Here is a 24,966-nt window from a genome sequence, read left to right on the forward strand (position 1 = left end):
ATTATAAGAATTTATTTTCTACCAATATCCAAAGTCTCTGAGCATATTCATCCACTTTATTCCATTTTCTTTCATAATACAGATCACTAAGGTATTCTTTAGCTTCTTCCAGTGTTCTGAATTTGTTCAGCTGATATACTGTATCATTAAGATCTGTCTGGCTTCCTTCAAAAAGCATTTTTGTGAAGGCAAGTCTGTCATTCAGATCCAGCTTAAATTCTGGTTTCAGCTTATCTGCTTCCATGAATTGGGTTGGAATATTGGATTTCAGAATGCTTCCTGAGTCTTCTTTTACAACCGGAGAAGTTTTCTCTTCTTTGGAAAGCTCCAGGTGGTCGTCATCAAAAAGTGACTGAACAGCCTTCATTCCTTTGATATTGGCAAGTTTTATTTTTTTCTCCCGATGGTATTCTTCTAAATTTTCGAAGCTCTCATCAGAAGGATGTTTATCTGTTTCTTCACGAACAGGTTTATCGATTTCAACAATTTTTCTTCGGTCATAGACTTCAGCCAGAATGCTTTCTTCTTTTGTTTCTTCTGAATGATCATTTTTAATCTCGCTCAGAATATTCTCCACATTGGAAGTTTCCGTAGCCATTTCTCCCTGTTCTATTGAAACATTTGAAGCGACAAACTGTTCTTCATTTTCTTCAATCAATATTTCATCATCAAGTGTTTCTGTATCAAAAATACTTGGAATGGTTTCTGTTACAGAAGATTTTGCATCGTCTACTACAGCAAAATCATTTTCTTTTTCAGATTCCGATTCAGTAGCTTCTTCTTCCTGTTCTTCTAGTTCATTAAGCTGATTATTGAAAATACTTTCTTCCTCCGTCACTTCATGATGAAACAAGTCTTCATTGAGATCTTCATCAGAATCCGGTGTAGAATCTGCAAGAATTTTATCTTCGTCTACAAAGCTCAACACAGCTCTCTGTTCCTCTGAAATTTCATTTTCATCAATTTCGTTCAGTTCATTATTGAAAGCAGCTTCTTCTTCCAGCGTTTCATTACCAAAAGACTTTTCCTGACTTTCAGAGGCGTTTTCAATATTATTTTCTTCTACAAAACTTATGATATTTTCGTGGAATTCGTTTTCAACAATTTCATTCAGCTGATTATTGAAAACAGCTTCCTCTTCTTCAGATCCGTCTGAATAAACTTCATTTTCATCAATTTCATTCAGTTCATTATTGAAAATAGCTTCCTCTTCGGTCACTTCATTTCCGCTATCATGATGTTCTGCTTCTCCTGAAACAAAAGAGATATACTGATGGTCCGGATTCTGTGCCGGATGGTCTGCTACGAAGTATTCAATATTTTTTTCCAGCAGTTTCAAAAAAGAAATCCTGTTAGCAAGCTCATCTACAAGATCTTGCTTGGAAAGTAATTCGTCTATATTGCTTATTTTGTCCAGATTATCAATGATATTCATGGATTCAAAAAAAATCTTTTCCTTTAAATCTTGGATATTCTGCATAATAAGATTCTTATTAAAATTGCTTACTTTTGATGTTAAAAATATACGGCTAATTTAACAAATGTTTTTAGAAAATACAATTAATCATTCCAAACAAAGTGGTTGGATGGAAGTGATTTGTGGCTCTATGTTTTCCGGCAAAACCGAGGAACTGATCCGCAGATTGCGAAGAGCGGAAATGGCAGGGCAGAATGTGGAAATTTTTAAACCCAAAATGGATGTACGGTATTCTGAAGAGGATGTAGTGTCCCATAATCAGAATAAAATCCGCAGTACAGCAGTAGAAAACCCTAATGAAATTCTTCTGCTGGCTTCCAATTGTGATGTAGTAGCCATTGATGAAGCCCAGTTTTTTGATGAAAGCATTGTTGATGTGGCCAACCAGCTTGCCAATAGCGGGGTCAGAGTGGTGATTGCAGGATTGGATATGGACTTTTTGGGACGTCCGTTCGGACCAATGCCTAATTTGATGGCGACTGCCGAATATGTTACAAAAGTGCATGCTATTTGTAAGAGAACAGGTAATCTGGCCAACTATTCCATGAGAACTTCCCAGGGAGATAATCTGGTAGAATTGGGAGAAACAGAAAGTTATGAAGCAGTAAGCCGCCGTGTTTTTATTGACGAAGTACTTTCAAAAAGAAAATAATAAATGGATAAAGGCAAAACAGAGAAAAAAGCTGTTTGCATCAAAACATACAATATATTCACTTAATATAAAATGAAAAGCGGAAAAGCTTTATCGTAAAATATTAAAAAGGAAAAAACAGATGATCTCATAAATCTTTAACCTTTTACTATTTTACCTTTTTGCTCTTTCGCTGAAAATAAAGCAGAAAGGGTACCAATGAATTATACAGTACAACACATTGCAGAGATCACCAATGCACAGGTCATTGGAGAAGGAAATCTATTGATCAAAAATATAGCATACGACAGCAGAATTATTTATTCTACCAGGAACACTGCTTTTATTGCGATCAATACACATAAAAATTCCGGTGAAAAATTTATTGAATCTGCAATGGACAGGGGTATCAATGTCATTATTTCTGAACATCATTATCCTGAGTTTGAAAATATAACCTGGATTATTGTTGAAAATTCCGTAGAGTTTCTTCAAAAATTAGCTAAATATCATTTCGAACATTCTCATTTACAATCTATCGGAATTACGGGAAGTAATGGTAAAACTATTTTAAAAGAATGGCTCTACCAATGTCTGTGGAATGAATTTCCTACCGTTAAAAGCCCTAAAAGTTTTAATTCTCAGATCGGTCTTCCACTTTCTCTTCTTCAGATTAACAATTCTCATCAGCTGGGAATTTTTGAAGTGGGAATTTCAAAACCTGATGAAATGGAAAAGCTTGAAAATATTTTCCATCCTCAGATCGGATTATTAACTCATATTGGAACCGCTCATGCTGCCAACTTTTCTTCCGAGGAAGAATTGATTAATGAAAAAATCAGTCTTTTTAAAAATTCCGAAGTCATCATTTATAATGGTGACAATCCTCTGGTTGATCAAAAAATAAAAAAATCCTATTCTGACAAAAAATTAATTGCTTACGGTTTTAAAAAAGAGAATCAGGTTTTCATCAAAAATAATATTTCTAAGGATGATAACATCATTGTTGAATATTTGGGTGAAGAAATCAGTTTTCCGGTTCATCAGAGAGACGAAGCTACATTAACCAATGCTATGGCGCTTATCTCTGTGCTTAAGGAACTGAATATCGAAAATAAAAAGATCGTTGAAAAAATCAACCTTTTAAAAGCCGTTGAAATGAGGCTTGAAGCGATTGAAGGAATTAAGGGCAATATTGTCATCAACGATTCTTTTAATCTTGACCTAGACTCTTTGAAGACCGCCCTTCAGTTTTTGAATGAATACAACAAATCTAAAAAATCATTGGTCCTTACAGACATTGTAGGAGTGAACTCCAATGCCAAAGAATTGTATGAAGAAGTTTCTGAACTGGTGAATGAACAGCATTTTGATTCGGTCTTCTTAATCGGTGATGAAATATCAAAATTTAGTGAATTATTTAAAGCTAAAACCTATACTTTTATTGATACCAAAGAGTTGATTGAAAGTAAGTACCTTACTGAAATAGAAAATCAGATTATCTTACTGAAAGGAGCCAGAAAATTTGAGATTGAAAAGCTGAAAGATATTCTTGAACTCAGAAAGCATGATACGGTATTGGAAGTAAACCTTAATGCAATTCTTCACAATATCAACTATCATAAATCATTGCTGAAGCCCGGAACTAAAATGATGGCCATGGTAAAAGCCAATGCCTATGGTTTGGGAAGTTTTGAAGTATCAGAATTTCTTCAGCATCACCATATAGATTATCTTGGGGTAGCTTATGCTGATGAAGGAGTTGAACTTAGAAAAAAAGGAATCACCACTCCTATTATTGTGATGAATCCTGAACAGCACAGCTACCAGACGATTATTGAATATAACCTTGAGCCTGAAATTTACAGTTTCAGAGTATTGGAATTATTCTATGAAGCAGTTCAGAAATCCGGTTATGATAAAAAATATCCTATTCATATTAAACTGGAAACAGGAATGCACCGCCTTGGTTTTAAGGATTTTGAACTGGATCAGTTAAGCGAAACTTTAAGACGAAAAAATCTAAAAGTTCAAAGTATGTTCAGTCATTTATCATCTTCTGATATGCCTGAAGAAAAAGAATTCACGTTGAAACAGCTGGAGGTTTTCGAAAAAAATTCAAGCTGCCTCATTGAAAAATTAGGATACACTCCTATCCGCCACATTCTTAATTCAGCAGGAATCACGAGCTATAAAGATCATCAGCATGATATGGTAAGAATTGGCATAGGAATGCTGGGAGAATCAGCAGATCCCGAAATTCAGAAACAATTACGTTCTGTTGTAAGCTTTAAAACCGTAATTTCACAGATATCAACTGTTGAAAACGGAGAATCTGTAGGCTACAGCAGAAGATATAAAGCAGATCATCCTACAAGAATCGCAACGATTCCTGTGGGATATGCAGATGGTATTCCAAGACTGATCGGAAACCAGGTAGGAAATGTAGGGATAAATAAAACACTGGCACCTATCGTAGGAAATATCTGTATGGATATGATGATGATCAATGTAGACCATATTCCGAATGTAAAGGAAGGCGATACGGTAACTGTTTTCAACGCCAAACCAAGTTTAAAAGAATTCGCAGGCTACTGCAAAACGATAACCTATGAAGTATTAACCTCCATTTCACCACGGGTGAAACGGATTTATATAAAAGATTAACTATGAGAAAACTCCTGATTCTGCTTTTCATATTCCAACTGTTATTGATCCATTCTCAGGTAAAAAAAAATCTGGTAATTCCGAAGAATCCCAAAATAGGACTATCGCTGGCCGGTGGTGGTGCCAAGGGTTTTTCACATGTAGGAGTTCTTAAAGTACTGGATTCTTTGGGAGTGAAAGTAGATTATATCTCCGGGACAAGTATGGGAGCCATTGTGGGCGGACTGTATGCCGCCGGTTATTCCGGAAAAGAAATAGAAAAAATAGTCATGGATACCGATTTTTATTCTCTGATTATGGATCCGAAGTCCCGGCAGGAAGCCAGCTTTTTTAACAAATCCGTAGACAAATATCTTTTATCCATTCCGCTTAAAAACGGAAAAATCACACTTCCCTCTTCCATCAGCACTGGCCAGAGAAACGTTTATCTTCTGAAAGAACTTTTCAAAAACGTTTCCAATATTGAAGACTTTTCTAAGATGCCCATTCCATTCTTATGTGTTGCTACCAATCTTGAAAGCGGAAATATGCAGATCTTTGAAAAAGGAGATCTCGTGCAGTCTATTATGGCAAGTTCCGCATTTCCTTCTTTAATGGATCCTGTAAAAATTGGCGACAGCATTTATATTGACGGAGCAATGACGGTAAACTATCCGTCAAAGCCTTTAAAGGATAAAGGAATTGATATCGTCATTGGTGTGGATCTTAACCAGGATCTCTCGAAAAGAGAGGATTTGAACAATATTATAGCCATTCTTAACCAGGTTATTGATTTCGGAATCAAAAAAGATACCCGAAAACAATATAAATATACAGATATCAATATCAAACCCAATCTGAAAGGCATGTCTGCCACAAGCTATGATGATAAAAAGAAAATTCTGGATAGCGGATATGTGGAAGGTTTAAAATATTCCCAGGTATTGGATCAGCTGCCCAAGAGACCATTTGACCGTCTCAGACAGCAGGTAAATCCAATATATTCCAACGTTTATAAAATAGACAGTATTTCTATCGAAGGAAGTAAAATTTATGGTAAAAACTATACGCTGGGAAAAATGGGATTACGCCTCCCCTCTTTGCAGACGTATGGAAGTATAAATAAAATGATCGATAAACTGGTTGCTACCAACAACTACAAATTTATCAATTATGACATCGTTCAGGAGAATGATGCTAACTATCTGAAGCTTTACGTGACTGAGGATGATACCCGTCATTTTTTAAAATTCGGACTCCATTATGACGAGGTTTTTAAAACAGGACTTCTTTTGAATTATTCTGCAAAAAGACTTTTATTCAAAAATTCAAACCTTTCTCTGGATGTTGTTGTTGGGGATCGTCTTAGATATTACCTGAATTATTTTGTAGACAACGGATACATTCCGGGAGTTGGTCTTTATTCTTCCGGAATGAGCTTCGATATAAAGAATATAGATAATTACGTAGTAGACCGCTGGGAATGGATCAGAAACGAAGCTTATATACAGTCTACTTGGAAAGATAAATTTGCCATTGGCGGCGGTATAAGCCATGATTATTTCAAAGCAGAAAACAGCAATGGAGACAACAGGCGATACAGCCGTTTTCTGAACCCTTATGCCTTTATTAAAACCGACACTCAGGATGATAAAGAATTCCCTACAAAAGGGGTTTATTTTGCTGCAGAAGGAAAGGTTATAGATCTTTTAAAGTCTGAAGTTGATAAAAGAATCATTCAGATCAAAGCAGATCTTAAACTCAATATTCCACTTAACAAACAATTCAGTTATCGTCTCAATCTGTTTGGCGGAGTTACTATCGGTGAAAACCTTCCTGGATACTATCAATATAGATTGGGAGGGATTTTTGAGCAGAATCTCATCAATTTTAAAAGTTTTGGAGGATTCTATTTCGCCCAGCTTTATACCAATAATGTCATACTGGCATCCAATGATATCCAGTTTAAGTTTAATAAAAACTATTTTATCAGCGGAAACTTTACCTTTGCCAACTTATCAAACGATATCAAGTTTGAAGATGCAGTTAAAGTAAATTATAGCTCACTGGGAATAACAGCTGGTTACAAATCTCCTTTCGGGCAGATCAAAGTAAACTTCAGCCACTCCCTAAAAAATAACCAAAAAGGTATATTCAGTGTTATTTTAGGACACTGGTTTTAAAAAAATGATACAGTTCTTTTACGAAAACTTACCAGAGTCGGTAAGTACAGATTACAAAAAATGGCTGGAAGATCTTATTCTTTCAGAAGGAAAAAAACTAGGAGAAATCAATTACATTTTCTGTGATGATGAATATCTTCTTAAGATCAATCAGGATTATTTGCAGCATGATTATTATACAGATATCATCACTTTTGATTATGTAAAAGGTAAGACAATAAGCGCTGAGATTTTCGTATCTTTGCAGCGCATTTCTGATAACGCCTCTACCCTTTCCCGAGATTATGAAGAAGAATTAAGAAGGGTTTTAGCCCATGGTATTTTACATCTTGCAGGCTATAAAGACAAGACGGAAGAGGAAGAAAAAGAGATGCGGAGAATGGAAGATCTGTACCTGGACAAATACAGGGATTTAAAGTTTTAAAATTGAAGAATTACTTAAAGTCCTGTGCCTAAAGTACTCTATTCTAGCAACAATATAAGTTTACCTAGAGTGCATTCTCCAAAAATGTTTCACGTGAAACATTGGTTATAAAGATAAGGTTTAAAGCTTAAAACAAGCGAGATAAAAATGATTTCAGAAATATATGATGTAATAGTGGTAGGTGCAGGACATGCAGGTTGCGAAGCCGCAGCGGCAGCAGCTAACCTCGGTTCAAAAACTTTACTTATTACAATGAATATGCAGACCATCGGACAGATGAGTTGCAACCCGGCAATGGGCGGAATCGCAAAAGGACAGATCGTAAGAGAGATTGATGCAATGGGAGGATATTCCGGAATTGTGGCAGACAAATCTGCGATCCAATTCAAAATGCTGAATCTTTCAAAAGGTCCTGCGATGTGGTCTCCGAGAACCCAAAATGACAGAATGCTTTTTGCTGAAGAATGGCGCTTAGCATTAGAAAATACTCCCAATCTTGATTTCTTTCAGGATATGGTGAAACAACTGATTGTTGAAAATAATAAAGTAGCCGGAGTGGTTACTTCTTTAGGAATTGAGATTAAAGCAAAATCTGTAGTTCTAACCAACGGAACTTTCCTTAACGGATTAATTCACGTTGGAGATAAACAATTAGGCGGAGGAAGAATGGGTGAACCAAGAGCTTTTGGAATTACAGAACAATTGGTCACTTTAGGTTTCGAAGCAGGAAGAATGAAAACCGGTACTCCACCGAGAGTAGATGGAAGAAGTTTGGATTATTCAAAAATGGAAGAACAGAAAGGAGATGAAAATCCTCAAAAGTTCAGTTATCTTGATACTCCGAAACTAACAAAACAACTAAGCTGTCATATTGTATATACTAACGAAACCGTACATGATATTTTAAGAGAAGGTTTTGACAGAAGTCCAATGTTCAATGGCACCATTCAAAGTTTAGGCCCTAGATACTGTCCAAGTATTGAAGATAAAATCAATCGTTTTGCAGAAAGAAACAGACATCAGCTTTTCGTAGAACCGGAAGGATGGAAAACTGTAGAAATCTATGTAAACGGATTCAGTTCTTCTCTTCCTGAGGATGTACAAATCAAAGCAATGAAACATATTCCAGGATTCGAAAATGTAAAAGTTTTCCGTCCGGGTTATGCTATTGAATATGACTACTTCCCTCCTACCCAATTAAAACATACCCTCGAAACTAAATTAATTGATAATTTATATTTCGCAGGACAGATCAATGGAACAACCGGATATGAAGAAGCAGCAGGTCAAGGATTAATTGCCGGAATCAATGCACACAATAAAGTTCATGAAAAAGGAGATTTTATCTTAAACAGAGATGAAGCTTATATTGGAGTATTGATTGATGACCTGATCACAAAAGGAACAGAAGAACCTTACAGAATGTTTACTTCACGTGCAGAATACAGACTTCTTTTAAGACAGGATAATGCCGATATCAGACTAACAGAGAAAGCATACCAGTTAGGATTAGCAAAAGAAGACAGATTAAGACGAGTTGAAACCAAAATATCTGAAAGTCAATCACTTGAAGAATTTCTTCGAGAAACTTCTTTAAAACCAGGTATCATTAACCCGGTTTTGGAATCTATTGAAAGTAGTCCTGTAGATCAGGCTTACAGAGCAGCTCAAATCCTTACAAGACCTAATATGACATTAGAAAAGCTGGATGAAATTGATTTTATTAAAGAAGTTTCTACTCAATATAATGAAGAAGTAAGAGAGCAGGCAGAGATCAATATTAAATATAAAGGATATATTGAGAAAGAAAAGGAAAATGTAGCTAAACTGAATCGCCTTGAAAATATTAAAATCCCGGAAGACTTCGATTATACAAAGCTAAGCAGTCTTTCTGCAGAAGCAAAACAGAAGATGACAAATGTTCGTCCGAAGACAATTGCCCAGGCAGGAAGAATAAGCGGTGTTTCCCCGGCTGATATCAATGTATTACTAGTTTATTTAGGACGTTAATAAAAAATGTTTCACGTGAAACATTAAAAACAAAAACAAAAATTAAGGTATTTAAAAGCATAAAAAGCTTCTGGATATCTTAATTTTTTATCATATTAAAGATATTTACTTCAATGAAAATAAAAGATCATTTTCTTTCACAGGAAATATTTGAAATTAAAGAGACAGAAACAAAAGGCGTATTTAAAACCACTCCTATCCCATCCAATATTTCCAGATATTATGAAAGCGAAGATTATATTTCTCATCACCAGGATTCAGGAAGTATGAAAGAAAAGCTTTATAAATTTCTTCAGTCTTTCAATCTGCAGTACAAAAAGAATATACTCGTAGACAGAATAAAAAAAGGATCAAAAGTTTTAGATTATGGATGTGGTGCCGGAGAGTTTGTAAAGTATATAGAAAATGATTTTGAAACCTACGGATTTGAACCGGATTCTGATGCAAGAAAAGCAGCAAAAGGAAAAATTACAAAGGCTTCCATCTTAGATAATATAAATAAAATTGAAGAAAATACCTTAGATGCTATTACACTCTGGCATGTATTTGAGCACATCGAGAATCAGGATGAAATGCTTGCTATTTTCCATGGAAAATTAAAGGAAAAAGGAATTCTTGTTATTGCTGTTCCTAACCCTACTTCTTATGATGCGAAACATTATAAAGAGTATTGGGCAGCTTATGATGTACCAAGACATATCTATCATTTTTCAAAAAAAGGTATGGAAAACTTAATTTCTAAAAATCCTGACTGGAAAATGAGAAAGATCAAACCTTTGGTTCTTGATTCTTATTACATCTCCATGTTGAGCGAAAAATATAAAAAATCACCGCTATTTTGGATAAAAGCTGTGGTTTACGGAACGATTTCCAACGTAAAAGCCTTATTTTCGAACGAATTTTCAAGTTTGATATACGTTATCGAAAAAAGATAGAAAATCGATTTTTAACCTATTTATGAAGGTCGTTTTTCAGGATTTTAAGATTAAAACTTAAAAAACTCAGGATTTTTTTTCCTGAGTTTTCTTTTTATGGATCATATCCATATTTTAAATTCTTATTCAATTTATAAAAACTCAAAAACAATATTAAAATTTAACCGTCCTTCTCTACCAATAAAAATATCTCCCCTACTCCATTTTGATAATTGAGAAAAATGCCACTAATTTATGTACTTAAAGCTTTTATAGAACTTTCTGAATCAGTTTTCAACAAAAGCACAAAAATCAACGTAAAAAAGCAGAAATATAGTTTTATTAAGAAAAACCATCACAAAAACAGCGTAAATTTAATCTCAAAACAAAATAAGATATTAACACTTAAAAAAAGATAGAAAATCGATTTTTAAGCTATTTATGAAGGTCGATTTTCAGCATTTTATTTAAAAAAGAAAAAAAATAAAGATGAACAGGTAAGTATATTTCTGGCCGCAAGCAAAATTGAAAATCGAATTTCCTCGTAAAATAATTCTTCCACTATATAAAAACAAAAAAGAAGTCCCCTACTCCACTTTATGATTTTTATTAAAATAATTTTTTTCTATAAAAAAAAATTGATGAAAATTGATTGGTTACTATTTTTTGAGAAAATCGGAATAATAAAAATTAATAATCCTAGAGAATTCAAAACTCAATACTCAACAAAAAATTTGAAAATAGAAACCTCATAAAGAATTAAAAACTTCATATCAAATTTTTCAGTCTAAAGAAATAAAAAATCAAAAAGGCATTAACTTACTCATTTTATTGCACTTACGCACTTATTTCTAATATTATGGAAAATGATCATATGAAAATGATAAGGAATAAAACTGTTAACAAATTAGTTTAATCATTAATATACAATAAGATACAATAAAGTCACTTATATGTGAAATAAAAAATAAATCTAAAGCTCCAGGATTCACAAAAATTTGTATCTCTACTTTAATAACAGAAATTTAAAATTAAAACAAGCAAAAATACTATTTCCAGAAATCTTTCATTTTTAAATCACTCTATCATATTTTTTCCAAAAAAAGATGAATAAAGTCTTATTCCAATTAGAAGAAAAAATCACAAATCCTCCTTCCAACTTTCTAATAATTTTCATAAAATTATATCAATTTCTCTTTCTATATTTTTCGAAATACAAGGTATAATTTATAGAAGAAACACCTCTTTTTATATCAATAATATTGCAAAAATCATGGTCATTTACCAAATCAAAATGAGAATAAAAACAGAAATAAAGTCTCCTATATACATAAATTTTACAAGAATATTGTGATCATTAAATTCCTGAAAAACATAAGCCACTGAAAGAGAATTCAACCTATCTATATATAACTATAAGTTATATCTAAAATAATATTAAAACACCGATCAATAAAGGATTTTTTTTAAGTTTAAAAAATAAAAAAGCCTGCTAATATAATTAGCAGGCTTTAAAATATATTATATTTTCTATTAATTATTGATGGCAGCTACCCCTGGTAATTCAAGTCCTTCAAGACTTTCAAGCATTGCTCCCCCACCGGTAGAAACATAACTAACCTGATCAGCATATCCGAATTGCTTCACGAAAGCAACACTGTCACCGCCTCCCACTAAAGAAAAAGCTCCCAATCTTGTTGCTTCAGCAATACTCTCTCCTAAGGCAACTGTACCACCAGCAAAATTTGACATTTCAAAAACCCCGATAGGCCCGTTCCAAAGAATTGTGCGTGAATTCAGCAATACATCATTAAACTGATCTCTTGATTTAAGACCAGCATCAAGTCCCATCCATCCTTCAGGAATAGCATAAATATCAGCTTCTTTTCTTTCTACATCATTACTAAAGCTTTCAGCAATGATAGCATCAGACGGAAGATATACTTTTACTTTATGTTCTTTGGCCTTTCCTAAGATCTCAAGTGCTAAAGGAAGCTTCTCTTCTTCTACAAGAGAAGTACCGATTTTTCCTCCAAGAGCCTTAATAAAGGTAAATGCCATACCTCCCCCAATGATAAGATTATCAATTGCAGGAAGAATATTTTCTATAATGGTAATTTTAGTTGAAACTTTAGACCCTCCCAGAATAGCTGTAACAGGTCTTTCGCCACTCTTTAAAACCTTATCGATAGCCTGAAGCTCTTTAGCCATCAGTAAACCGAAATATTTAGTTGATGGAAAATACTGAGCTATTACTGCTGTGGAAGCATGAGCTCTGTGCGCTGTACCAAATGCATCATTTACATAAGCATCTCCTAATTTGGAAAGTTTCTCAGCAAATGCAGCATCTCCTTTTTCCTCTTCATTATGAAAACGTACATTTTCCAATAGCAAGATCTCCCCTGGTTTCAAATCTGCAGCTGCCTGCTCTGCCTTTTCTCCGATACATTCGTCTACAAACTTTACTTCCTGTCCTAAAACAGAAGAAACTTCATCTACAATATGTTGAAGGGAAAATTCATCTTTAACCTCTCCCTTTGGTCTTCCAAGGTGTGTAATCAAGATGACAGAACCACCATCATTAAGAATCTTTTCCACTGTAGGTTTTACAGCAACAATTCTTGTGTTGTCTGTCACTTTCAGTTGATCATCCTGCGGAACATTGAAGTCCACTCTTACCAGAGCCTTCTTATCTTTAAAATTAAGATCATTGATTGTTTTCATAAATAGATTTATTTTTTGCTAAGCCTTATGAGACTGTTCTGCAGAAATCCGTTTTAGTTTTTGTAAAATCTCGCAAGAACAATTTCATAAACCTCATTGAATTTTTGTTTCACAAATGTAAGGTTTTAAACTTTTTCAACAGTTTGATTAAAATAAAAGTTTTCAAAAACTTTCCCCGAACCCAATCACCCATTAATCAACAATTCTTTCTCTTATAAAAAAAAGAATAATGTAGTTGTTGTTGAGTATTGTTAGTTTCGGGGATAAGTTTTAGGCTAAAAATTGATAACATTCAACTTTTACTCAACTCATATTTAACTCACAATATAAATCTCTGTAAACCCGCTATTTCACATACTTATTAACAAATGTTGATAACTTTGAGATAAAGCAATTATTAGTTATTTTATTATGGAAAAATCTGGGGATAGCTGAAGAAAACATCTGGAAAGTTGTGGTAAAAGTTTGAGGAAAGATTTTCTATTACGAAATAAATTCATCTTTAAAAATAGAAAGTTGAGAAAAGTTTTCCACAGTTATTCACATACCTTTTCACAATTAACTCAGGGTTTACTAACACGAATTGTTATTATTCTTACCTTTGTAAGGAAATAGAATCTAATAAAGCTTAATAAGAGTATTATGAAAAGAAAAATTGCTATTGCAGCGGACCATGCAGGCTATGAATATAAGGAGATTGTTAAGAACTACCTTTCAGAACGTTTTGAAGTACAGGATTTTGGAACGTTTTCCACAAACAGTGTGGATTATCCGGACTTTGTACACCCTGCTGCAACCTCTGTGGAAAACGGAGAAAATGAGCTTGGAATTTTGATCTGCGGAAGCGGAAACGGAGTTCAGATCACTGCGAACAAACACCAGAAAATTAGATGCGCTTTGTGCTGGATGCCGGAGATTGCAACACTGGCAAGACAGCATAATGATGCCAACATGATTTCAATGCCGGCAAGATTTATATCTAAAGAGCTGGCGCTTGAAATTGTAGATAAATTTCTTTCAACAGACTTCGAAGGTGGAAGACACCAGAACAGAGTTGATAAAATTGCAGTTTGCTAAATACTATAATAAGGCTTGTAAATTACTTTGCAAGCCTTATTTATTTTTTATTCGTACATTTGCAGTGTCCAATAGAAATTATACTCTATTATTCTCCAAAGCCTTTCTTATATTTGAAATATATTTAATAGAAGGTTTTTCTCTTTTCTTCTCCAGAATTGTATTAAATTTATACAAAACTAAAGCTCCCGTTGTAAGCAAACTGAAAGATAATTTCTGATGATTTACGGAAAGATTCTAATGATGAAATTGAATGACCTTATAGAAAGGAACGGATAAGGAAAATTTAGAAAAAGGTCTTACCCCAGGTAAGACTAAATTAATTAAAAGAAAATTAAAATGCCAAAAAAAAGAAAATATATAAGTCATAAAAATGATTTAAAAATGATGGAGATCGGAAGAATGATCCTCCGTTTTATGAATGCAAATTCATCCAAAATTTATAACTATAAGCAGATCGCTGATGGAATAGATTACAAAAATCCAAGACAAAGAGAACTTGTGATCCAGGCACTGCATAAACTTCAGGGATCTGAAAAAATTAAAGAAGTAGAAAAAGGAAAATATATAGTGAACCTGAAAATCGCAGGAACGCTTACCGGAACTATTGACTTTAACCAAAGTGGAAACGCTTACGTAAGTGTGGAAGGTTTGGAAGATGATGTCTTCGTTCATGCCAAAAATGTGAAGGATGCACTGCAGGGAGATAAGGTTCTTATTATAACATATCATTATAAAGGAAAGAAGCTTGAAGGTTCTGTTTTGGAAGTTCTAGAACGTAACAGAACTGAATTTGTAGGTACCTTTCAGAAGGTTGCCCACAAGGAATTTGGGTTTGTAGTGTGTGATAAAAAATCAATCAATACGGATATCTTTATTCCGAAGGGAAAATTCAACAATGCTGAAGATGGAGATAAGGTTATTGTAAAAATGACAGAATGGAGACCGGGTGACAAAAATCCGGAAGGTGAAATCATTCAGGTGCTGGGCGCTCCGGGAGAACATGAAACGGAAATCCACTCTATTCTTGCAGAATATGGCCTTCCTTATGAGTTTCCAACAGAAGTTGAAGCTGATGCTGATAAAATTGACAGAAGCATCACAGATGAAGAGGTGGCAAAACGTTGGGATATGCGTGATATCTGCACGTTTACGATTGACCCTAAGGATGCCAAAGACTTTGATGATGCTTTATCCATCAGAAAACTGGAAAACGGAAACTGGGAAATCGGAGTTCATATTGCAGACGTATCTCATTATGTAGTGCCGGGAACTATTCTTGATGATGAAGCCTATCAGAGAGCTACTTCAGTATATCTGGTTGACAGGGTTGTGCCGATGCTTCCGGAAGTGTTGAGTAATGATGTTTGCTCCCTTCGTCCACATGAAGATAAATATACTTTTTCTGCAGTTTTTGAATTGAATGACAATGCTGAAATTCAGAAACAGTGGTTTGGAAGAACCGTTATCCATTCAGACAGAAGATTTACTTATGAGGAGGCTCAGGAACGTATTGAAACCGGACAGGGAGATCTTGCGGAAGAGATCAACACGCTTGATAAGCTGGCGAAAATAATGCGTCATGAACGTATCAGAAAAGGAGCGATTACTTTTGACAGAAGTGAAGTAAGATTCAATCTTGATGAAAATAATGAGCCGATTGGTGTGTACTTTAAAATCAGTAAAGATTCCAATCACCTGATCGAGGAATTCATGCTTTTAGCCAATAAAAAGGTATCAGAATTTGTATCGCTTTCAAGAAAAGGTGAGATCACCAACAATACATTTATTTACAGGGTTCACGATGATCCGGATCCTGCAAAACTGGAATCGTTGAGAGACTTTGTTGCTACTTTCGGATATAAAATGGATCTGGCCAATACCAAGAAGGTTGCCGCATCTTTGAATAAACTTCTTCATGATGTGAAAGGAAAAGGTGAGGAAAATATGATTGAAACTCTTGCGATGAGAAGTATGAGCAAAGCAGTATATTCTACAGAACCCATTGGCCACTATGGTCTTGGTTTTGAATATTACAGCCACTTCACCTCTCCTATCCGCCGTTACCCAGATTTGTTGGCACACCGTCTTCTTCAGCATTATCTGGATGGAGGAAAATCTCCAAACAGAGGTGAGCTTGAAGACAAAGCAAAACACTGCAGCGCCATGGAAAGACTGGCAGCAGATGCGGAAAGAGACTCCATAAAATTCATGCAGGTGAAATTCATGGAAAAACATCTGGGAGAAACTTTCAGAGGTGTAATTTCCGGAGTGGCGGAGTTTGGTTTCTGGGTTGAAATTCCTGAAAATGGTGCAGAAGGATTGATCAAGTTGAGAGACCTTGTGGATGATTCCTATATGTATGATGCAAAAACCCATGCCGTATACGGAATAAGACACGGAAATAAATATCAGCTTGGAGATGAAGTTCAGATCAAAGTGGTAAAAGCCAATCTGATTCAGAAGCAGCTTGACTTCCAGATTGTGAAGTAAGATATTTTTAAATACTGTATATAAACTATAAAAAGGCTGATATGTTGTAAAACAATCAGCTTTTTTTCTAATATTAAACCTGGTATAGCAGTCCTCTCCTATTTTCTTTAAAATTTCAGATTAAACTCTCCTTAAAATCTACTTGATATATTACAACTTTATTGAATAATTAAATCATAAAGTATAACTTTGTATTAAACGAAATGAATTTTTATTCATTTTAAAACACCACTTAATGCTAGAACTTGTACTATCTGCCATCATATTAGGATTTATGCTGAGCCTGGTTTTCATAGGACCTATATTTTTCCTGTTAATTGAAACCAGTTTTTCCAGAGGCCCCAGACATGCCCTGTCATTAGATCTTGGTGTCATTACAGCAGATTTATTATGCATTGTAGCGGCGTATTATGCCAGTACAGATATTGTAACATTAATAGATAAGCATCCGGGGTTTTACAGAATTACTTCCATTCTTATTTTTATCTATGGGATTGTGATGCTGGTTACCAAAACCAAGATGCATCTGCCCGGTGAAGAAAGGATTATCGGCCAGAATTATATTAAAACATTTTTCAATGGTTTTTTCTTTAATCTTCTCAATGTTGGAGTCATCCTTTTCTGGCTGGTAACGGTAATTTCCGTAAGGAATCAATATCCGGACACCAGCAGTTTTATTTTATACATCAGCATAGTACTGGCCACTTACCTTTCTATAGATCTTGCCAAGATATTTCTTGCCAAGCAGTTTCATGATAAATTAACACAAAAACTGGCCAACCAGATCAGAAGAGTTGTTGGCTGTATTCTTATTATCTTCAGTTTCTTTATTTTCCTGCAGAGTTTCAAAAAATTCAATCAGTTTGAAAGACAACTGGAGGAAGCAGAAAAGAAAGAAGTAAAATATCAAAAAGCAAAATGAAAAAAATGATCTTTCCAAAGTCTCTTAAAAAAGGAGACAAAATAGCTGTTATTTCCCCTGCAGGAGCGGTAGATGCCCCTCAACTGGAAAAAGGAATAGAAATGATTAGAAGCAGAGGTTTTGAACCCGTTCCCGGGGAACATCTCTACACTAAATTTTCAAACGGATATAATTATGCCGGAACAGAAAAGGAAAGAGCAAAAGATATCAACTGGGCTTTTAATGACACTGAAATAAAAGCTGTATGGGCTTCCAGAGGAGGTTATGGATGCCAGCATCTTCTTCAGCATCTGAAGCTGAAAAAGTTTATGGAAAACCCGAAATGGTATATTGGATATTCTGATAATACGGTCATACAAAGTTATCTGTTGAAAAAAGGTTTTGCTTCCATCCATGGGCAGACCATCAAGACATCCAGTTTTGGTGTGACAGATGAAAGCTATGATCTGATCTTTGATATCCTTAAAGGCAAAAAGCCTAAATACGGCCTAAAATCTCACCCTTTGAACAAAAAAGGGAATATCCAGGGAGAATTGGTTGGAGGGAATTTAGCCCTTATCTACGCTCTTCTGGGGACGAAATATTCATTCGATTTTAAAGACAAGATTCTGTTTATCGAAGATATCGGAGAAAACTTCTATGCACTGGACCGTATGATCATGAGTCTGGAGCTGGCAGGGGTCTTCAATAAAATCAAAGGATTAATCGTTGGCGGAATGACCAATATGGGTGATGAAAAGGAAAATCAAAGTTATGAGGAAAGCTTTGATGAGTTCGTATATAAACTGATCTCAGACAGAATTTCAAAGTATAATTTCCCGGTAGTATTTGCCTTCCCGAATGGGCATATTAAAGACAACAGGCCGCTTTTAATCGGAGCCAACGTGAAAATGAATGTAGACAGCAGTGTTAAGATTGATTTTTAAAATACCACTACTCTCCCAACTCTAAAACTTACAGTATGGCCCATCATAATGATTTTGGAAAAATAGCAGAGAATCTCGCTGCTGATTATCTTCAGAAAAACGGCTATACAATTAAGGCCAGAAACTTTCGTTTTAAGCATAACGAAATTGATATTATAGCTGAGAATGATAATCTGATTATTATCGTGGAAGTGAAAGCAAGATCTACCGATGTCTTCCTCCTTCCTCAGGAAGCTGTAACCAAAACTAAGATAAAATCTATTGTTTCCGCAGCTAATCATTATCTGGAGGAATTTAATAAAGATCAGGAAGTCAGATTTGATATTATTTCCGTTCTTCCCGATGATAACAAAAACTTAATCATTGACCATATCAAAGATGCTTTTCAGGCCTTTGATGCAAATTAATAAATCAATACAACAATGTTTGAATGTAACAAAATCATGACATTGACAGAGTAGTGCATTCAGACATTTAACAACCAATTTTATGAAGACAATATTGATCACCGGAGCAACTTCCGGTATAGGTAAAGCCACTGCAGAGCTTCTTGCAAAACAAGGAAACAGAATCATTATTTGTGGAAGGAGAAGTGAAGTACTGGAAACTGTAAAAGTGGTACTTTCTGAATATGCCGAAATATTTAGTTTAAAATTTGACGTAAGGAATCTTGAAGAAGTGGAAGCAGCCATTAATTCTCTTCCTGAGAACTGGAAAGATATTGATGTTCTGATTAATAATGCTGGCAATGCTCATGGGTTAGATCCTCTTTCTGCTGGTAAGACAGAGGACTGGGATTCTATGATCGACGGAAATGTAAAGGGATTACTCTATGTTTCTAAAATGATCATTCCAATTATGAAAACTAAAAATTTAGGTCATATCGTAAACATCAGTTCTGTAGCAGCAAGACAAACCTATGCGAATGGAGTAGTGTACTGTGCAACGAAGAAAGCAGTAGATGTTATTTCGGAAGGAATGAGGTTGGAGCTTACCGAATTTGGAATAAAAGTAACCAATATCCAGCCGGGAGCTGTAGAAACGGATTTCTCTCTGGTGAGATTCAAAGGAGACAGTGAAAAAGCTTCAACAGTGTACGCAGGCTATGATGCCCTGAAAGCGGAAGATATTGCTGATGCCATTGCTTACTGTGTAAATGCACCGAAACACGTTACTGTTTCCGATATGACCATCTATCCAAGTGCTCAGGCCGAGCCAAGAACGATTTATAGAAAATAGTCCAAAATAATGGAGTAAATTTGCGGAATATTAAAAGCAATTTTGCTCTTGCAATGTTGCAGTTTAGCTTAAAAACAAAAAAATGAAAATTCTATATCTTGAAACATCATCCAGGAATTGTTCAGTAGCAGTATCAGACAATGAAAAGCTTATATGCCTTTGTGAAGAAGTTTCTGAAAACTATAAACAGTCCGAAAGCTTACACACCTATGTGGAGTGGGCGTTGGAAGGAGCGGGAATTTCACTTAAAGATATCGAGGCAGTTTCTTTAGGAAAAGGTCCCGGATCTTATACCGGTTTAAGAATCGGAGCCGCCTCTGCGAAAGGCTTTTGTTATGGACTCAGAGTTCCTTTGATTGCAGTGAATTCTCTTGAAAGCATGATAGAGCCTTTTTTAGGCGATAACTACGACTTTGTTATCCCTTTGGTCGACGCAAGGAGAATGGAGGTGTATACGGCTGCTTATGACGGCAGGACAGGGAAGGAGTTATCTGAGACGGAAGCTAAGATTTTAGACGAAACTTCTTTTGAAGAATTTAAAGATAAAAAAGTTCTGTTTGTAGGGGATGGTGCTAAAAAGGCAAAAGAGATTCTGAATCTCCCGGATGCCGTTTTTAAAGAAGATGTTTATCCTTCTGCACAATATCTCATCAGAAAGACTCTGGAGAAGATACAAAACAAAGACTTTGAAGATATGGCTTATTTTGAGCCTTTTTATCTCAAAGATTTCCATGGAGTAAAGAAAAAGAAAAGCGAAGAGTAAATCTTCGCTTTTTTATATTATTGAGGTCTTGGCGGTATCTTTGAACCGGACTTTGTTTCGTTGGGCTGTTTAGGACTTTGCTGTGGAGCAGTATTCATATTCTGCATAGTATCCAGCTTCTGTACTTTTCCGCTGTTCATTTGTGGAACTCCCGTATTTTGGCTGCTAGGTTGTACTGGTGCTCCTGACGGCTGCTGAGGAATAGAATTTCCTTTATTATCCGTTGCCTGGAAGCTTAAATCACTTTTCAGGTAATTCAGCATTTCTTTGGCTCTAATTCCTTCAGATGTTTTAGAATAATTCAGGGCAATCTGCTCAAGCTGGAGAATCATAACTTCCTTTCCACTTGATTTTCCTGCATTGAATGCATTTAAAAGATACAGCTTAGGAACCAGCGCATCTTTCGGAAACTTCTGAATTGTCTGATCGATCACATCCTTACTTTCTGCAAATTTTTCAGATTCAAATAGTGCATATGCCTTTTTGTATTCGTTTTCAACTTCTTCGGTTGATTTTACAAATGATTTATTCTTAGGATTTCGGGCAAATTCTGCATAAGAAGTATATGGATAATCTGCCAGAAGAATTTGTTTTGCTCTTTCAGAAGCTTGTGGATTTTTCTCATAATTCATGGCAAAAATCTCATACAATGCCTGTAACATCACTTTTTCTTCCGGCTTTACATCAACAAGATCATAAAGCGTTTTTGTGGCCAGAGGAGTATTGGTAAAATAATTCTGATACATTATTCCCAGACCTAGTGAAGCGGTGTCTCTGTCCTTTTTTAACTGAGATAATTTCCCCTGATCTGTAGGAATCTGTTCAATATAATACGCAGGCTCAAAACGTCTTGGATTAGGCGCTGAAGTTACTCCTAACGCTTCATTCTTCATATCTTCAATAGTGGCCATTTTCTTGGAAGAACGCCAGTTATCGGCCAGGGCACGGTCTCCCCAGATTTGCTTAAACGAAGAAGTTCCTTTGCTTACTGTTCCTGAATTGCTGAAATAAAAACCTTTTGTAGTTACGCCAAAGTCCTCAAAAGAATTGGCACTATTGGCAAAAATAGAATTGGCGCTGTAATCACCGGTATCAAAACCTTTACTTCTTTCTGCACGCCTTCTTTCCTGTTCCTCTTTCTCTTCTTTAATCTTTAATTTTGCAATATATTTTGTGAAATAATCTGTTTTCTGACTGTCATTCATCTTCGCCAGAGAAAGAATACTGTCATTCTTTTTAATCAGATAATAGTTTTTGGAAATCTTCTTAATGTATTCAGACTGGTCTTTTAACAGGATTTTTGAAGGCTCATAAGTCATTACAGCAAGCGCAGAATCATAATAACTTCCGGCTCCGATATAATCATTCTTATCAAGGTAGCTTTTTCCTATTTCATAGTAAGCCAAACCACGGATCTGAGGATCAGAAACCTTTTCAAACAGCGATTTTCTGAAGAATTGCTGTGCTTCATCTTTTTTGCCTGCTTTATTGGCCATTAATCCTAAAGCATAATAAAATTCATTCTTTCTGGAGCCATACATCCCTTTTTTACTGATACCTTCCAGGTAATTTTTTGCTCCCGCATAGTCGCCTTTACCATTAAAAGTTTTGGCAATGGCAATCTGAGATTTTACTTCAAATTCGAAATCACTGGCGTATTTATATGCTGCAGTATAGCTTTCCCTTGCTTTATCATTCTGGTTAAGATTTTCAAGAACCTGACCTCTCAGATAAGCGATTCTGCTTTTCAGTTTTCTGTTCGAATTCAGTTCAAAAGCATTGTCAAGTTCTTTAGCCGCTTCTTCTTTTTTACCAGCATCAAGAAGAGATTCAGAATAATAAATGCTCAGCAGTTTTGCATAGCTTTTACTGATATCTTCACTCTTCAGTTTGGCAAATGTTTCATGCGCTCTGTGATAATCTTTGATCTGATCATAAGCAAGCCCCTGATAAATTCTTGCGAGTGCAATTCTTTTATCATCTTTCATACGGGTGAAAACATAATTGAGGGCATCCAGGGCTTCAAGAGATTTACCACGGTAAATTCTTGCCTGCGCAAGGATCATGTAGGCATCAAAAATCTGCTTGTTTTTCTCTTCACCATTTCTGGTTACAGAATATTTATTAATTGCTTTTAAAGCTTTTGCTTCTGCAATTTCCAGCGTAGTAGCTCCTTTGGTTTGCTCACCATCAGGTCTTGAAGGCCCGTTTCCTGAAGGTCCACCAGGAATATTTGGAATTCCTGAATTGCCTCTTTCTGAAGGTCTGTTGGCTACTTCTGCCATCTTCATAGAGTTTTCTGCAAAAGCTTCAGTTTGCCCAAGATCACTTCCCAAAGGTTGTTCTTCGTAAGTAAGAATAGGGATATAAGGCGCATAGAAGTTATCCTTGTGTCCTTTGTCTCTGGATGTAAACTCACTGTTTAATGCATCTTTCGCATTAAAGAGAGTGTTGTAATATGTGGAGAATCCTTTCAATACTCTTGAACGCTGCTCCGGCTTTTTTGTTTTGGTAGCACAGGAAGCAACAAGACATATGACTAAAAGGAATAATATATTCTTTTTCATTATTCAATATAACTCGCTAATCTGCTTTTTATTATCAGCAGTTTGATGATTTTGTAAAAATAATAAAATTTTATAATGAATAATATTTATATTTCTTCTTTAATGAGCGTTTCAAGTCTGATCATCTTTTAAATCAGAGAAGATTCTTTCAGGATTCTATAAACAAGATGGGTAGGAAGCCCCATAATGGTATAATAGCTTCCTGTAAGGCTTGTGATCTTTGCCATTCCCAGCCATTCCTGAACACCATAACTGCCAGCTTTGTCGAAAGGCTTATAGTTTTGAATGTAGTAAGCTATTTCTTCATCCGAAAGCCTGTCCAGAGTAACATCGGCTACATCCGTTTCGGTAATCGTTTTTTCAGCTGTTTTGATGGTAATTCCCGTATACACCTGATGCGTTCTTCCGGAAAGATTTTGAAGCATCTTAAAGGCATCCGCTTCATCTTTAGGTTTTCCAAGGATCAGATTGTCGATAGCAACTACCGTATCAGCAGTCAGAAGCACTTCACCTTCTTCCAGGTTTCTGAAGGCTTCAGCCTTTAAATCAGAAAGGTAAGCGGCTGCTTCCTCTATTTTGATATTTTCCGGGATAATTTCTTCACAGTCTATTTTTACGACTTTAAAATCAAAACCAAGGCTGGAAAGAAGCTCTTTTCTTCTTGGGGATTGTGATGCTAAAAGTAATTTCATACAGATACTTATACAGATTGAGTATTATCGTCATGCCAGTTCCCCTGAACTTTCATTACCTGTTCAATGACGTCACGAACTGCACCCGTTCCTCCTTTTTTCGGGGAAATATAATCGGAGATCCCTTTTACTTCCGGCACTGCATTTTCAGGACACGCCGCAATAGCTGAACTTTCCATGATATGAATATCCGGAAGATCATCACCCATTGTCAGAATTTCTTCGTTTTTAAGATTATATTTCTTCTTAAAATCTTCAAAATCATCTATTTTATTATGAGACTTCGGATAGTAATCATGAATACCCAGATAATTGATTCTGTGTTTTACCATTTCATCATTTCCTCCGGTAATAACCCCGATTAAATAATTGTTTTTTAAAGCTTTTACTACTGCATAACCGTCCAGAACATTCATTACCCTGCACATATTTCCTCCGGGAAGCAGATATACACTTCCGTCTGTGAAAACGCCGTCAACATCAAATACAAATGCCTTAATATCTTTTAATTTCTCTTTATAGCTCATACATTTTCTGAATAGAATGATTCATTGTTTTATAAATGTCAAGACTTTCGTCTTTCAATAACTGTTCATGCAGCTGTAAAATCCTTACATCATTTCTTACGGCTGGCCCTGTTTGTGCCATTTTAGGTTCAATTTCATGAATTTTCTGAACCGTTTCATCAATGAGGGGTAAGAAATAATCAAACGGAATTTCCTGGGAATCTGAAATTTCTTTAGCTCTTGAAAAAAGATGATTCACAAAATTGCAGGCAAAAACGGCTGTCAGGTGAATGTATTTTCTTTTTTCGTGATTACTTTCCATCACCCTTTCCGAAATCTTTGAAGCAAGGTCAAACAATATCTTTTGATCTTTTTCATTTTCCGCCTCTATAAAAAACGGAATTTTTTCATAGTCAAGTTCTTTGGATTTTGAAAAAGTCTGTAAAGGGTAGAAGCTGGATTTTCTATACTCACCAGCCAGCACTTCTTTCGGAAGAGATCCGGAGGTATGGGCAACCAGACAATCTTTTTTTGTAATAATTTTCGAAACTTCCCCCACAGAATGATCACTTACACAGATGATATAAAGATCTGCTTTTTCCAGATGATCTGTAGCGGAAGGAATATTTAATTCTTCAGATATTTTCTTCAATTCTTTTTCGTTCCTCCCAAATAGCTGGGCCACAGGAATGCTTTTCAACGTGAAAGCTTTTGCCATATGATAGGCAACATTTCCGGAACCGATGATTACAATTTGCATATAACAAATATA

General features: G+C 35.4%; 19 protein-coding genes. 13 read left to right on the forward strand and 6 right to left on the reverse strand.

What is annotated here, in order from left to right:
* Nucleotide 1: 1 nt before the first annotated feature.
* Nucleotides 2-1,480 (reverse strand): DUF8457 domain-containing protein, encoded by a 1,479-nt coding sequence (locus ACODR7_RS14245; protein WP_488839987.1) that lies wholly within the window; start codon nt 1,478-1,480, stop codon nt 2-4.
* 61 nt (nt 1,481-1,541) lie between these two features.
* Here ACODR7_RS14245 and ACODR7_RS14250 point away from each other — a divergent pair, with 61 nt between their 5' ends.
* From ACODR7_RS14250 to ACODR7_RS14275, 6 genes are all read left to right on the forward strand, one after another.
* Nucleotides 1,542-2,129: a thymidine kinase gene (locus ACODR7_RS14250; protein ID WP_276963575.1), complete on the forward strand. Its 588-nt coding sequence runs from the start codon at nt 1,542-1,544 to the stop codon at nt 2,127-2,129.
* 198 nt (nt 2,130-2,327) lie between these two features.
* Nucleotides 2,328-4,775: a bifunctional UDP-N-acetylmuramoyl-tripeptide:D-alanyl-D-alanine ligase/alanine racemase gene (locus ACODR7_RS14255; RefSeq protein WP_276963578.1), complete on the forward strand. Its 2,448-nt coding sequence runs from the start codon at nt 2,328-2,330 to the stop codon at nt 4,773-4,775.
* Between the two features lie 2 nt (nt 4,776-4,777).
* The gene (locus ACODR7_RS14260) at nt 4,778-6,937 is read left to right on the forward strand and encodes a patatin-like phospholipase family protein (protein ID WP_488839990.1); all 2,160 of its coding nucleotides are present in this window, start codon (nt 4,778-4,780) and stop codon (nt 6,935-6,937) included.
* 4 nt (nt 6,938-6,941) lie between these two features.
* Nucleotides 6,942-7,361 carry an rRNA maturation RNase YbeY gene (gene ybeY, locus ACODR7_RS14265; RefSeq protein WP_034694045.1) on the forward strand — a complete coding sequence of 140 codons (420 nt, stop codon included), beginning with the start codon at nt 6,942-6,944 and terminating at the stop codon, nt 7,359-7,361.
* A gap of 147 nt (nt 7,362-7,508) precedes the next feature.
* On the forward strand, nt 7,509-9,371 hold the full coding sequence (mnmG, locus tag ACODR7_RS14270; protein ID WP_488839992.1) for a tRNA uridine-5-carboxymethylaminomethyl(34) synthesis enzyme MnmG: 1,863 nt from the start codon (nt 7,509-7,511) through the stop codon (nt 9,369-9,371).
* Nucleotides 9,372-9,484: 113 nt separating this feature from the next.
* Entirely contained in the window at nt 9,485-10,306 is an 822-nt protein-coding gene (locus ACODR7_RS14275; protein ID WP_488839994.1) for a class I SAM-dependent methyltransferase, read from the forward strand.
* A gap of 1,512 nt (nt 10,307-11,818) precedes the next feature.
* Here the strand turns inward: ACODR7_RS14275 and ACODR7_RS14280 are convergent.
* Nucleotides 11,819-13,009 carry a phosphoglycerate kinase gene (locus ACODR7_RS14280; RefSeq protein ID WP_488839996.1) on the reverse strand — a complete coding sequence of 397 codons (1,191 nt, stop codon included), beginning with the start codon at nt 13,007-13,009 and terminating at the stop codon, nt 11,819-11,821.
* Nucleotides 13,010-13,651: 642 nt separating this feature from the next.
* Here ACODR7_RS14280 and rpiB point away from each other — a divergent pair.
* From rpiB to tsaB, 7 genes are all read left to right on the forward strand, one after another.
* Nucleotides 13,652-14,086, forward strand: coding sequence for a ribose 5-phosphate isomerase B (gene rpiB / locus ACODR7_RS14285; protein ID WP_034694035.1), 435 nt, complete (start codon nt 13,652-13,654; stop codon nt 14,084-14,086).
* Between the two features lie 339 nt (nt 14,087-14,425).
* On the forward strand, nt 14,426-16,579 hold the full coding sequence (rnr, locus tag ACODR7_RS14290; protein WP_488839998.1) for a ribonuclease R: 2,154 nt from the start codon (nt 14,426-14,428) through the stop codon (nt 16,577-16,579).
* A gap of 235 nt (nt 16,580-16,814) precedes the next feature.
* Nucleotides 16,815-17,501, forward strand: coding sequence for a LysE family translocator (locus tag ACODR7_RS14295; RefSeq protein ID WP_488840000.1), 687 nt, complete (start codon nt 16,815-16,817; stop codon nt 17,499-17,501).
* Nucleotides 17,498-18,427 (forward strand): S66 peptidase family protein, encoded by a 930-nt coding sequence (locus tag ACODR7_RS14300; RefSeq protein WP_488840002.1) that lies wholly within the window; start codon nt 17,498-17,500, stop codon nt 18,425-18,427. Before ACODR7_RS14295 ends, ACODR7_RS14300 begins: the two co-directional genes overlap by 4 nt.
* A gap of 35 nt (nt 18,428-18,462) precedes the next feature.
* Nucleotides 18,463-18,834 carry a YraN family protein gene (locus ACODR7_RS14305; protein ID WP_276963333.1) on the forward strand — a complete coding sequence of 124 codons (372 nt, stop codon included), beginning with the start codon at nt 18,463-18,465 and terminating at the stop codon, nt 18,832-18,834.
* 82 nt (nt 18,835-18,916) lie between these two features.
* Nucleotides 18,917-19,666 carry an SDR family NAD(P)-dependent oxidoreductase gene (locus ACODR7_RS14310; RefSeq protein WP_488840004.1) on the forward strand — a complete coding sequence of 250 codons (750 nt, stop codon included), beginning with the start codon at nt 18,917-18,919 and terminating at the stop codon, nt 19,664-19,666.
* Between the two features lie 82 nt (nt 19,667-19,748).
* Entirely contained in the window at nt 19,749-20,429 is a 681-nt protein-coding gene (tsaB, locus tag ACODR7_RS14315; protein WP_488840006.1) for a tRNA (adenosine(37)-N6)-threonylcarbamoyltransferase complex dimerization subunit type 1 TsaB, read from the forward strand.
* A 17-nt stretch (nt 20,430-20,446) separates the two neighbouring features.
* Here the strand turns inward: tsaB and porW are convergent, their stop codons facing one another.
* From porW to ACODR7_RS14335, 4 genes are all read right to left on the reverse strand, one after another.
* Nucleotides 20,447-22,996 carry a type IX secretion system periplasmic lipoprotein PorW/SprE gene (gene porW / locus ACODR7_RS14320; protein WP_488840008.1) on the reverse strand — a complete coding sequence of 850 codons (2,550 nt, stop codon included), beginning with the start codon at nt 22,994-22,996 and terminating at the stop codon, nt 20,447-20,449.
* 128 nt (nt 22,997-23,124) lie between these two features.
* Nucleotides 23,125-23,688, reverse strand: coding sequence for a Maf family protein (locus tag ACODR7_RS14325; RefSeq protein ID WP_488840010.1), 564 nt, complete (start codon nt 23,686-23,688; stop codon nt 23,125-23,127).
* A gap of 8 nt (nt 23,689-23,696) precedes the next feature.
* Nucleotides 23,697-24,215 carry a KdsC family phosphatase gene (locus tag ACODR7_RS14330; RefSeq protein WP_488840012.1) on the reverse strand — a complete coding sequence of 173 codons (519 nt, stop codon included), beginning with the start codon at nt 24,213-24,215 and terminating at the stop codon, nt 23,697-23,699.
* Nucleotides 24,205-24,954, reverse strand: coding sequence for a Rossmann-like and DUF2520 domain-containing protein (locus tag ACODR7_RS14335; RefSeq protein ID WP_488840014.1), 750 nt, complete (start codon nt 24,952-24,954; stop codon nt 24,205-24,207). Before ACODR7_RS14335 ends, ACODR7_RS14330 begins: the two co-directional genes overlap by 11 nt.
* Between the last annotated feature and the right edge of the window lie 12 nt (nt 24,955-24,966).

The sequence above is a fragment of the Chryseobacterium sp. FG46 genome, from assembly GCF_057809135.1.